We start from the raw sequence: 12,523 nt of genomic DNA, 5'->3' as shown, positions 1-12,523 counted from the left end.
GTGACAATGGTTAGTCCATAAATTCCAAATCATCACTGCTGCGATAATCCGGGGCTGGTTCAAATGTCGCCGGCGCGCGATTACACACCGAAAACCCATAACCAACCTTACTGCGCTGTATAGCGGCCAAGTACTTTTTCCAAAGCGAGGCCAAATACAGCGTCGGCGGTTCGTCACTGTTTATTTGCTCAATGAAAGTGCGCTCTTCATTGTTATCGGCAAATAACGTGCCGTTACTTAAGCTTTGTAACGTCCAACCGTAGTCTTTTAACAACTGCGCTTCTTTTATAGTGAAATGACCGCTACGCGAAAGGCCCGTTTTAAAAATGGGGTCACCATAAAAGCTGTTTATACCTTTGCGAATATCTGTTTCCACGATTAACCCTCTCATAGGTGATTGTCAAAAACGTTATTTTTTGTAAATGTATGCAAAAAATGTCGTTAAAAACATCAAAAAAAATTTGTCGTGACGACAAGTTTTAGTTAGATTCTACCTTGGGTATGTTGATCTTTGTTGTATGTTTTGGCATGGATATTCGCGTCTTTAAAACCTTTATTGAGGTGGCTAACCACCGGCATTTTGGCCATGCAGCCAATACGTTATTTATAACGCCCGCGGCCGTTAGCGCGCGCATTAAGCAACTGGAAAGCTTTTACAATACAAGCTTACTGATTCGCGATAAAAACAACTTGCGTTTAACGGAGCAGGGAGAGGCTCTGCTTGCTTACGCCTATCAAATGGTGAAGCAGTTAGACGAATCAAAGATGGCGCTCAAGCGGATAACCAATCAAAAACCCGCCGTCTATTTAGCGACCACGTCCAATGTCTGGGATGCATTTTTAAACTCGCGCATGCCATTGCTTATATCGCGTTTTGAACAGTTTGTGCTGAGTGCCGAAATATCGGTAAGAGAAGCCATTCAACGAAAATTATTAGATCGCTCATTAGATGTTGCACTCCTCACCGATCCAATTAGCGACCATGAAATTCACTGTGAAAAGCTCGCCCATTTTAGTTTGTCGCTGGTGGGTAGCTCGGCGCAATTTAGCGATGATGTGGCGAACTATGTGATGGTCGATTGGGGGTTAACCTTTGCCAAAGAACACGCCATGCACCACAAACTAACGCCGTGTTTAAAAACCACTACCGCTAAAATTGCCCAGCAATACATCAGCAGTAATGGCGGCTTTGCCTACCTACCAAGCGAACTGGTGGCTGAGCAGCTCAATGATCAATCGTTGCATCTAATTGACACACAGCTACAGGTATTGCGTCCGATATATTTAGCCTATCGCAAAGACAATCAAAACCCAGCGTTTATCAATGACTTTAAAACATGTCTTGCCGACGAGTGTAACTAACGCTATTGATACTCGCGTTGTTCATGTCAATATCGTCGGTTTATCCATCGCTGTCGCGTTGTTTATTCACCGAAGTGACGAGCTGCTCCCACTCACCTTCTAGTTGCTGCTCTTCTTCATTGAGTTCTTGTAACATCTCGTCTTCATCGGTCACCATAAGTTGTTCCTGGGCGACCTCTTCTTCAATACGCGGATCAAGTGAGGAAACCATGGGCGAGGCATTAACATCGGACGCTGACACCATGTAATCGTTCTCGCCCGGCTCTTCGTCGTCTTGCTGGGTATTTATTAAGGTGAGTGCGATAAGCATGATGAATGCCAGTATGGCTGTCGCCCCGTACAATGATGCATAACCAAACATATCCATCACCTTGGCAAGTACCCCCGAACCGAGTGCCGCACCTAAACCAAACGAAATCAACAAGGCCGATGCAATACCCACTCTATCTTCATCGTCAACACGTGAATTAGCCAACGCCGAGCTCAGTGGATACAAGGTAAAAATACCCAAACCAAATGCAAAGGTAAGTACAAATGAGTATATTTGGTGCACAGGTAAAACAAAAATAAAAGCCGATATAATCGCGATAAATAGTGCATTACCGCGCATTAATGCACTGCGCGCGACCCTGTCGGATAACACCCCCATTGGCCACTGTGCTAAAAAGCCCGCTAACACGGTAACAAACATGTAAAGCGCGACTTGTTCGGCGTCAAACCCCGCCTTTTGCCCAAACACCGGTGCCAAGCCGTAAAAACTACCGCTGATCATACCGGCAAAGAATACCGCCATAAGGGCCTGTGGCGCCTTCTTGAAAAAGTAAAAAAAGCTTACCGATACTGGCTTTAGTGGCTTGGGGTGAATACGTCTGGTGATGGTCAGTGGCACAACACCAATTGCCAGTGCCAAACAAATAAGTAGCAGCGGCTCCAGACCAAGCTCTGGGTAGTACGACAAAGACCACTGCCCCAACATCGTGCCCAAATAAGAAGTGATCATATACACCGAAAATATCCGCCCGCGTTGTTCAGCACTGGCCTGTTCGTTCAGCCAGCTTTCTAACACCATATAATTACACATCATCGCGATGCCCACGACCAAGCGCAATAACAACCAAAAGTAGGTGTTATCAACCATACCGTGGCAGGCAACACAGGCGGTAACAATGGCCGTACTGGCCCCGAACGTGCGAATATGACCGACGTTTGCGATCAACATGTAGCCAATTCTCGCCCCGAGTAACAAACCTAAATAATACAAGGATGTCATTAAGCCAATTAAACCGGTTGATACCGCATCGCGGGTTAGTAAGACCGCCAAGTACGTGGTGAGCAGGCCCGAGCCACCGACTAAAAACAAATTGGAGAGATATAGAGATAAAAATGCGCGCATTGATGCCGTACCTGTTGGATATTAAGCTTTGCCAGTCACCACATTTACCGCAACGACCCAGATCGAAGATAGCCAAGGTAACGCGATATACACACGCGACTTACACGGTACAGGCAAATAATAATTTGATTATAGTCGTCTCAAGCTTTTTGGGTACTCATAAGTACTTATTAGCCAATAGTAGTGACCAACTTTCTGCGCCAATATGCTAAAGATTACTTTAAAAAACAAGCGTTAATACAATTTGTTTACACTTACCGTAACACCACAGTAATCAACAATAAGTACTGCTTAGTGTTACCAGCCTAAAAGCTGTAAATCAGCACCGATATATTCAACATTGCAAATCAAAACAACGCGAGAAACACAACGCATTGCGCCTTACCCCAGCCTAGACAAAAGAATATTTATGCATACTCCAAATGGACTAAAAATTACGTTATATAGCTTATTCACGTCAATGAATTTACTTTATACGACAAAATAAAAAAACCAATAACAAGCGCAACCACTTAGTGAACAGCATCTAAAAAACCAACAAAACCCTAAAATAAATACAAATTTATAAAAAAAATTTCGATTGAATAAAAATTAAACAACTGGCATTTTTTATATTTGCCATTGGCCTGCACCCCTTGATAGAGCTAATACTCAAAAAAACCAACACCAAAACAATAAGAATAATTATTCATCAAATATAGGTATAAAACCTAAACATTGTAACTGATCAGAGGAGTAGAGTCTTTACTTTAAACGAATGTTTGTATATTTTTCAACTAGTACAAAAAGTATTCACAACAAGCTAAGGGGAAAATTATGTACAACGACATGTTTAAAGGATTTAGCGAACAAGTCCAAGCGGGAATGAAACCGTGGGTTGAACTTAACAGCGCAGTGGTAAAACAAGTAGAAACGCTAACGGCAGCGCAATTAGACTCTGCAAAGTTTTACAGTGAGATTGGCTTAACTCAACTTAAGCAATTAAGCGAAATTCAGTCACCGGCAGACATCAGCCAACTGGGTGCTAAGCAAGTTGAGCTAGCCAAAGAAATTCAAGCGCGCGTTCAAGCCGATACCCAAAAATTAGTCGAAATTAACAAAGATCTAAAAGCGGCTTATGAGTCTGCGGCGAAAGCGGCGGTATAGCCAGCAACGACCGCACTCTGCTTTACAGATCACACAGGGAGAGCTATCACCTCGGGCGTTGACCTTTGCTGGCATTGTTTACAATGGGCTATTTTTTGCACTAGCTACATGAGCATGATTAAACAAAGGTAAACACGCCCGAGCTCTCTTTTCTGTGCTGCATTAACGCAAAGGACTTCTTATGAACATCCCTGGATTCTCTCAACTTTTTGATTCAATGTGCCAAGTAAACCAACAAATGCTTGAATCAATTACAAAATCACAGCAAGAAACATTTAGTTCACTGTTAAATTTACAAACCAACGATTTCTCAAGCGCCGTCAATCAAAACGCGCAAAATCCATTTCACTTGTTAAATCAACAAATGAAGTGGTGGCAAGATCAAGTATCCATTTTTCAAAATACCATGTTGCGTGCCACTGACAGTAATCACCAGCCTTTGGTCTCGCCAGAAAAAGGCGATCGCCGCTTTAACAGTGATGAGTGGCACTCGCACCCTTGGTTCGATTTTATCAAGCAATCTTACCTGGCGATGAGCAATAATATTTTTGAGTGGATTGATAATCTACCTGACACCGATGACGCGCAAAAAAATCGGATGAAATTCTTCGCCCGCCAATACACCAGCGCCTTAGCTCCGAGTAATTTTTTGTCGTTGAACCCTGAAATTTTAAAACTTACCCAACAAACTAATGGTCAGAACCTGATTGATGGTTTGCAGCTTATTAGTGAAGATTTTAAGCGCAGTGCCAGTATGCTCAACATCAGTATGACCGATCAAAGCGCATTTGAACTGGGTAAAGACTTAGCGGCAACGCCGGGTAAAGTGGTATTTAAAAATCACCTATTTGAATTACTTCAATATCAGCCAACCACCAAAAAAGTCGCCAAACGACCAAGCTTAATTGTGCCACCGTTTGTCAACAAGTATTACATCATGGACCTGAGTGCGAAAAAGTCGATGGTTAAATATCTTGTCGACCAAGGCCAAACGGTATTTATGGTGTCGTGGGTCAACCCCGACAAGCAACTTGGTGGCAAAATTGACTTTGAAGACTACATTGTTGATGGTGTCGTCGAAGCCCTCAATGCCGTTGAAACCGCATGTGGAGAACGAGAGGTAAACGCTATTGGTTACTGCATCGGCGGTACAGCACTCGTCACCGCCATGGCTTATATGGCTGCTCGGCGCATGAAAAAAAGGGTGCAATCGGCAACCTTGTTTACCACCATCTTAGACTTTAGTCACCCAGGCGAGTTGGGGCACTTTATCAATGAGCCTATGGTCTCAGCCATCGAACAGCAAAATGCGGCTAACGGTATTATGGATGGACGACAACTTGCTGTTTCATTTAGTTTATTGCGTGAAAATAACCTTTACTGGAACTATTACATCGATGGTTACCTAAAAGGTAAGCGCCCTGTGGCGCACGAATTACTGTATTGGAACTGCGATAATACTCATGTTGCGGGCAAAGCACATTCAACCATGCTACGCCATTTTTACCTGCAAAATGAGTTAGTGCAAACAGGTGAGTTTAGCGTTCGAGGTACCCCGATCGATTTAGCGAAAGTGAACGCTCCAACCTATTTCGTCTCAACCATCGAAGATCATATTGCCTTGTGGCAAGGTACGTATCAGGGGATGCTTAAGCTCGGTGGCGATAAAACCTTTGTGTTGGGCCAATCTGGGCACATCGCCGGTATCATTAACCCACCAGGCGGCAAATACGGCCACTTTACCGGTGAGCTGTGCGACAATGCCGATACCTGGTTTGAAAATGCCACGCTTAACGAAGGCAGCTTTTGGCCGAGTTGGATGCAATGGATGGCCTCGATCAGCGATGACCAGCAAGTTGCAGCGCGCACACTCGACCAGTCTCTTGCCAATGCGCCAGGTGATTATGTTCGCCAACGCATTGCCCCACTTAGCGGCGATATCGAAATTGACACAGTAAAGGAGCACACTGCATGACGTTTGAAGTAGGACAATCAGCACAGGTTACTAAGCGATTTGATCAACAAGCCGTTGGTCAATTTGCCGAGTTATCGGAAGATTTTAATCCTGTCCATCTGGATGAAGAGTACGCGAAAAATACTCAGTTTGGTGGCACCATTGTACATGGTATGTTGGTATCCAGCCTAATATCAGGTTTGCTCGGTTATAAAATGCCAGGACAAGGTACGATTTACTTAGGTCAGAACCTCTCCTTTAAGCGCCCTGTTTACGTAGGTGATCAAGTGACGGCCATAGTGACCATAGCACATATCCGCGACGACAAGCCCATTGCCACGGTTAAAACTCAAGTTGTCGATCAACACGGTAAAGTGTGTGTTGATGGTGAAGCTGTGGTGCTGTTGCCAAAATAAACTTAGCCACTACTTAGCGCACTGCTTAGCGCACCGCCCGATGATGTATATAATGCGTTGCTGTCTGTCGTTATTACGCAAGCAGCAACGCTTTATTATATTAGTCACTCAGTCTCAATGTTAACTTGCGGCCGCACGACTCAAGCGATCCCAAATATCATTCCAACTCTCCTCTTTAGGTGGCGTCTCAATCAAGATTTCCTGCACGCCGATGATATCCAGCTCGTATAACGCCGCATAAAGCGCCTTGCGATAACCGTGATGATCTACCGGCATGTTTTTTACCACTCGACACGAGAGCTTATCTCTGCCCTCATCACTAACACCTTGGCCATACAGCAATACCGCGGTATTAGTATCACTCTGGGCAACTCGGTGGGTAATTTCATCACTCGAGCAAATAACCACCTTCGCATTGGGTTGGTAGTGGATTTTTTTATTACCAGATACCGCCTGCTGGTGTGCCAACGGCGTGCTGATTGGCACTTTGACAAAGGGCTGTAAATCAGCGGCTGCCAACGGACCACTGCGCAGGATTTCAGCACGGTGTTCACTAATGCGCAGGATGGTCGACTCGGTGCCCACTTGGCACGGACCGCCATCAACTACGGCAGCAATTTTACCATCAAGTCCAGCCAACACATGCTCGGCTGTCGTCGGGCTTAGCTTTTGATACGGATTGGCCGACGGTGCTGCAACGGCCAAGTTGTATTGTTTGAGCAAAGACAACAGCAACGGGTGATCAGGTATCCTAATACCAATGGTCGGTAAACCACCGGTTATCACATCCGATACATGCTCTCCCCGCTCAAAAATTAACGTAAGCGGACCTGGCCAAAACTTTTCGGCGAGTGGATAAACCCAATCAGGTACCTGCTTAACCCAGTTTTTAAGCTTTGCTAGATCGCCAATGTGGGTGATCAGTGGATGATCCGTGGGTCGCTGCTTAGCCGCAAAAATTTTTGCCACTGCCTCGGGGTTACTGGCATCTGCTGCTAAACCGTATACCGTTTCGGTAGGCAAGGCGACCAGCTCGCCAGCCTTTAGCAAGGTTGCTGCACGTTCAATATCTTTGGCTTTTCTCGAGTCTAAAATGAGCGTTTTCATGGGTTACACCACTGACATACATAAGGATCGGCGACGGCTTCAGCGCAAGGCTGTTGGTACTGATGCTGACACTGTGAGCATTGCTTCAAATACGCCTTGGCCCGCTCTGTCGGCGTACCGCAATCACCACAGGGTAAGCCCGTAATGGCTTTAACATAGTAAAAATTAGGTGCGTTGCACTGTGGACACAATGATTGCATGCGTTCAACCAATTGTTGTGCCGCCTTTACAATATAGGCTTGGCGCTGTGGACAGTGCATCGCTCGTAAATCAGGCTCTACCACGATAGATTCCACAAGTTTAGTCTCATTTTCAATAAGCTGCGAAGACCTCAGTCGTTCAACGACGTCGTCAACCGTGGCCAAGCCTTTGCTTATCGTTGACTCGGTTTTTAAAATCAACGCCTGGCCAGGTGTTACCTCAGCTAAAGCCGCACGCATCGCATTGAGATCATTACCTTGATAACGCGTAAGCATCACCGGTCCAGCGGCTGAGGCGACGATGGTTTGTTGAGTTGTAGCATCGTACAGCGCCAAAAGTTCGCTGTCCCAATTGAACAACCCAGGTATTGGACCCTGACCAAAACTGCCTTCACTACCCAGCCCCCAGCGCTCGCCGGATACTTCAGTCGCCAAACGCGCTTTTTTGATCGCGCACTCAATTGGCGACAAGCTTCGCTCTACTTCACCGCAAAAGGTGCCTAGTTGGTCGGTATCACATTGTTGTGTTACCTCAACGCGAAAGCCTAATTTTGCTAACTCGGGTGCCACTTGTTGCTGTTTCCCGTGCTTAGTGAGTAACACCACTGTTTGTCGCTCGCTCTGAGCGTCGGTCACATGGGTTTGGTTACATAACGCTGTCGGGGTAGACTGCGGATTTTTTTTGTTCATCTTGCTATTCTGTTATTTGTTTGGCTGATAATAGCGCACATTGGTTTAAGCGCGTTTATTGACAATCGGTTAGCGCTTGCCACTGTCCCTGTTGATAAAAGTGGATGCCATCATCAGCAAAGCGAGCGATGTATAACCAGTTATTATTGACTAAATTAGCCACCAGGTGATGCTGGTTTATCACCGATTCAATTTTTTCACTCGGGGCGTCAATCACCACCGTGAGCCTAAGCGGTTGATGCAACCAATTATCACCATCGTGTAATGACTGTTTTGCTAAGCCGATGCGCAAGTCACCACCATTACCCTCAAACACGCCGAGGCGTCCACCAACCACATTGTGCAGGGTTTTATTGCCACTGCCGTAACGCGAGTTATCAACGGTCGATGCATAATATTGCATGTTAATCCAATTGGTTACCACCATAGGTGCGGTCATTATTTGAGTCAGTAAACTGGCATCTTCATCGCGTTCACTTTGATAGTCGTGTAAAAACGTCCGCCCGTTTAAATTAAGGCCTTGAGTGCGATGGCGCGGGGCAACGATAAACGCCGCGTTATTGGCAAGCCCCCACTCAGGTTGCGTTTGCGACCAGTCGGTCGCTCGCTTGCTAAACGCTTGCGCGAGTTTTTCAGGATCGCTGACTAAGCCCTGTAAACCAAGTTGCTGAGCGCGCTCTTGACGAGTCAGTTTACTGGCTTTAGCCAGTGATTTTGTTAACCAAGACAGGTGCTGGTTATAGATCTCGGTATCGGCTACGTCACCAAAGTGCGTGTCGTATAACGTCACTTCGTCAGTGGTGGTGTTGTGTAATGCGGCAATAAACTTGGTATCACTTGGAATATCAATATGCTCTGCTTTTAGCCCTTGGCGCACCGCTTCACTGTTGAGCAAATGGGCGAGGGCACGGGCATTGACATCACCCGTTTGACCACAGCACGCGCCGCAATCCAAACCGGCTTTTTGCGGGTTGTTAATGTTCTCGCTGCCATGTCCAACCAATAACACAATGGGGGCGATATTGTCTGATAACCCCATTGCCGATAAGATATTTTTTGCCAACTCCAACTGTTGTCCGACATCGACGTTAAGCATTGGACTGAGTTTTAGCATTTGAGCTTTTGACAAGCCTAGCTGCGTCGGTTGCGGCTTGAAGCGCCTTGGCAAACTGTGCTTGACCAACTTGGCGACGTAACTCAATCCTAGGGTTTCGACTAACGTAAATGCCGATGTTGGCGCCGAGACAAAGGCTTTCCAGCCCTGCTTTTTAGCTAATGCCTGTTGGCGTTTAGCGGCGATTTTTTTATCTTGTTGATCACAGCCGGTTGAGTCGCAAACCGCCATTGATGACGCGAAAAGCCCAGGTAAATGCTCAATTTTGGCGTCACTGCCAATCGGATTATACCGAATTGGCAAGCCAAAAAAGCCGGCAAATCCCAAGGTTTGAATGTCATTGCCTTGTGCTTCAAAATGGCGACGATAGACCTCAGAGCGGACATCGATACAAAACGCCGCTTGCACTCGTGGTCTGTGCGGCAATGCCTGCGCAGGTTGTTGCGGTTGTCGTTTATTAACCGGCGACGAGCTCAACACATGAGCTAGGTGTCGCTGATAGCTCAACTCGTGCGCGCGTTGCCAAATCAGTTTAATGTCAGTGTTATTCGGCTGATAAGTGGCAAAGTGCTGTTGCCACTGGTTTTGCCAGTACTGCCACAGCGAACGTGCATGGCGAATATTATCGTCAATTAAGCATTCCCAACTGAGGCGAATAGCCAACAAGTGGACTAACTCATCGCTGTCTTGTTGCTGTAAATCGGCCTGAAACTGTCGATAGGCACACCACGCCGCCCAACCGCCAATGCGATAGATTATCGCTTGCAAGTAGTCGCGCCACTGCTCTGTGGGTACATTTAATTGTTGTAACGCTTGGGCAATTTGCAAGCGAGGCGTTGCGGCTAATTTGCGTGCTTTACTGGCAATATCCGGTGCTTTCATTAACAGTGCCACGCTGTGATCATGTGCTAGCGTCTCGCGCCAGCTCTGATACAAACCAAGCGTGTCATTTGGATGCCAGTCTGCCTGATCCTGATCAAAGTAAGCGGCACAAAACTGGGCGATTTGATGAGTAATGGTGTCACACCACGCCGGTTGGTGTTGCAAATCTCGATGTGCGTCTAATGCATCACATAACAGCGGTACAGTAGGCAGTGACTGCTCTGGTAACGACACCGCGTCAATAATGGCGTCAAGATTGTACTGAGCCGTTAGTCGTTCTCGGCTGTCATCGTCGGTTAATTGCGCTAGCGCTTGGCGTACGTCGGGTTCAGTTATCTCACCTTGTCGCCACAAATTACCATAGTAAGCCAACGACATAGTTAAATTTGAACCAGCAAACAGCGCCAAGTGATGAGCGACCTGACTAAATGGCTTATCGACCAAAGACCAATACGGATTCACTGCTATCATTTGATCCAGTGGCCACGTTGGCGCAATACTGTTGCAAACGCTGGTTATTGCCTGTTCAAGCCCTACATCATCTATGGTTGCGCCGATATCCTCAGCCGCAGTTACAGTTTTGCTTACACTTGCGTTGCTCATCACATATCTCTCATTGGTTTGTCGGTATATTGACTGTGCGTCGATGTGCTAATGGACGGTTTTGAACCGGCCAAATCGAGTTTTGCTGGCCAAAGTTTAAAGGTCAACCGGGTAAAGGTTTCATCGAGATAGAAACCGTTATAAACCCAAGGAAAAATGCGTTTTACTAATGCCTGTTTAGCGTATAAGTGAATGACCACTTGTCCTGCGTATAACAGAGTAAAACTGACTATCACAATACTCAGTAAGGTGCCATCGACGGGGTTGGCCGTGGGAGCAATTCCGGCAAATAGCCAGTGCCATAACAAGTACACGTGAAACAGCACCGCTATCAAACCAGCCCCTACCATCAACCTTGACCAAGAAACGTGCTTCCCCTGCCAGAACAGCGGCGCAAAGCCTAGGGTTAGAACCACCACTGCCGCGGTCGGCAAGCGCAAGCTAGGGAATAAAAACTGCCACGCTAGGGTCATCAACCAAATTAAACTGGCACTGGCAAATACTGAAATCACTGCCCCTGATATGGCTTTTTCTTTGCCGATTAAATCCTGTTGACGATTGTATTTAACCACGTCACCAGCCGATAAAAATGCGTGTGCTTTGTAGAGCGAGTGGGCAACCAAATGCAGTAAGGCGAGCTCGTATAGCCCGAGGCCAATTTCAATCAACATAAACCCCATTTGTGCACATGTCGACCACGCTAAGCGCACCTTAATACTGATCCGAGTCATCATCACCCAGCTCGCCAGTACCGCGGTGATGCTACCCATAATCACCAGTAATGCTTGTGCTACAGGCGCCTGGTTTAGCAAGGCGGCAAGCGAGATAAGCACAAAGCCACTCATATTAACCACCCCTGCGTGTAAGATAGCGGATACCGGGGTGGGCGCTTCCATGACTTGAATTAACCAACCGTGTAATGGTAATTGCGCCGATTTTAAAGCGCCGGCAATAACAAATAACACTGCCGCCACATGCAGAGAGTTGGGCAGTGTTTGGCCTGCGGATAAATTTTGTAGGCTGGTCTGCAGTGCGTCAAGCGACAGCGAGCCAACGGCTTGGTAGATAAGTGCCAGTGCAACGATCAAGCTGACATCAGCTAAGCGGCTGACGATAAATTTTTTATGGGCAACAATTTGCGCGGCTTTTCTGTGTTGATAATGGGTGAGTAAATAATGCAGACCAACACTGCTGGCACTCCAGCCTAGGACCATAAGTAGCAGGTGTTGACTACTGACCAAGACCAATACACTAGCGATAGTAAATAACATCGCGCGCACAAATCGCGGCTGTCTTGAATCCCCCTGCAAATAAGTGGCCGAATAACTAATAATAACCCAACCCAAAAAGGCGACGAGTGCGGTAACCAACGCAATAATGGGTGATAAGGTCTGCGGTTGATAAACCAATGACACGAGTGGTGTCAACACACTCACTAACAAGCTCAGCAATGCGCTTACGCGGGCAATTGACCAAACCCGCTGGCCTTGAGCCAAGCTCAATATCAACCCGAGCATATATATAACAGCGACAAGCCCACCGTTAAGTAACCATGCAATCACTGTGATCTCCCTTAATGCATTATTTTATTCGCACTTATGTTGCAGTAAGGCGATACCAATGTAAAATAGATAGTTAATCACAAATCGTTCTCGT

The 12,523-nt window shown here is 46.4% G+C and carries 10 protein-coding genes; 4 read left to right on the top strand and 6 right to left on the bottom strand.

Annotation, left to right across the window (positions count from 1 at the left end):
* Nucleotides 1–10: 10 nt before the first annotated feature.
* The gene (gene maoP, locus ACAY30_RS00990) at nucleotides 11–376 is read right to left on the bottom strand and encodes a DUF413 domain-containing protein (protein ID WP_290251216.1); all 366 of its coding nucleotides are present in this window, start codon (nucleotides 374–376) and stop codon (nucleotides 11–13) included.
* 152 nt (nucleotides 377–528) lie between these two features.
* Between maoP and ACAY30_RS00985 the strand changes: the two genes are divergently transcribed.
* Nucleotides 529–1,362: a LysR family transcriptional regulator gene (locus tag ACAY30_RS00985; RefSeq protein ID WP_290251217.1), complete on the top strand. Its 834-nt coding sequence runs from the start codon at nucleotides 529–531 to the stop codon at nucleotides 1,360–1,362.
* Between the two features lie 40 nt (nucleotides 1,363–1,402).
* On the opposite strand, the gene ACAY30_RS00980 is transcribed toward ACAY30_RS00985, so the two are convergent.
* On the bottom strand, nucleotides 1,403–2,755 hold the full coding sequence (locus ACAY30_RS00980; RefSeq protein WP_290251218.1) for an MFS transporter: 1,353 nt from the start codon (nucleotides 2,753–2,755) through the stop codon (nucleotides 1,403–1,405).
* Nucleotides 2,756–3,571: 816 nt separating this feature from the next.
* Here ACAY30_RS00980 and ACAY30_RS00975 point away from each other — a divergent pair.
* The 3 genes from ACAY30_RS00975 to ACAY30_RS00965 all read left to right on the top strand — a co-directional run bounded on the left by ACAY30_RS00975 (nucleotide 3,572) and on the right by ACAY30_RS00965 (nucleotide 6,271).
* On the top strand, nucleotides 3,572–3,901 hold the full coding sequence (locus ACAY30_RS00975) for a phasin family protein (RefSeq protein WP_290251219.1): 330 nt from the start codon (nucleotides 3,572–3,574) through the stop codon (nucleotides 3,899–3,901).
* A gap of 181 nt (nucleotides 3,902–4,082) precedes the next feature.
* Complete coding sequence (gene phaC, locus ACAY30_RS00970; protein ID WP_290251220.1) at nucleotides 4,083–5,876, top strand: class I poly(R)-hydroxyalkanoic acid synthase; 1,794 nt, start codon at nucleotides 4,083–4,085, stop codon at nucleotides 5,874–5,876.
* Entirely contained in the window at nucleotides 5,873–6,271 is a 399-nt protein-coding gene (locus tag ACAY30_RS00965) for a MaoC family dehydratase (RefSeq protein WP_290251221.1), read from the top strand. Before phaC ends, ACAY30_RS00965 begins: the two co-directional genes overlap by 4 nt.
* A 120-nt stretch (nucleotides 6,272–6,391) precedes the next feature.
* On the opposite strand, the gene ACAY30_RS00960 is transcribed toward ACAY30_RS00965, so the two are convergent.
* The 4 genes from ACAY30_RS00960 to ACAY30_RS00945 are packed head-to-tail and all read right to left on the bottom strand — an operon-like array spanning nucleotide 6,392 to nucleotide 12,429.
* On the bottom strand, nucleotides 6,392–7,378 hold the full coding sequence (locus ACAY30_RS00960; RefSeq protein WP_290251222.1) for an L-threonylcarbamoyladenylate synthase: 987 nt from the start codon (nucleotides 7,376–7,378) through the stop codon (nucleotides 6,392–6,394).
* A complete protein-coding gene (locus ACAY30_RS00955) occupies nucleotides 7,375–8,268 on the bottom strand; it encodes a DUF6671 family protein (protein ID WP_290251223.1) in 894 nt (297 codons plus the stop codon). The genes ACAY30_RS00960 and ACAY30_RS00955 overlap by 4 nt, the downstream gene beginning before the upstream one ends.
* Nucleotides 8,269–8,323: 55 nt before the next feature.
* On the bottom strand, nucleotides 8,324–10,867 hold the full coding sequence (locus ACAY30_RS00950; protein WP_290251224.1) for a YbcC family protein: 2,544 nt from the start codon (nucleotides 10,865–10,867) through the stop codon (nucleotides 8,324–8,326).
* On the bottom strand, nucleotides 10,867–12,429 hold the full coding sequence (locus tag ACAY30_RS00945) for an NADH-quinone oxidoreductase subunit L (RefSeq protein WP_290251225.1): 1,563 nt from the start codon (nucleotides 12,427–12,429) through the stop codon (nucleotides 10,867–10,869). The genes ACAY30_RS00950 and ACAY30_RS00945 overlap by 1 nt, the downstream gene beginning before the upstream one ends.
* Nucleotides 12,430–12,523: the final 94 nt, after the last annotated feature.

Origin of the sequence: Thalassotalea ponticola (genome assembly GCF_041379045.1) — a bacterium.
Lineage (GTDB): Bacteria > Pseudomonadota > Gammaproteobacteria > Enterobacterales > Alteromonadaceae > Thalassotalea_A > Thalassotalea_A ponticola.
Note: the sequence above shows the minus strand (reverse complement) of the source record. Positions and strands in the feature narration are given on the sequence as shown.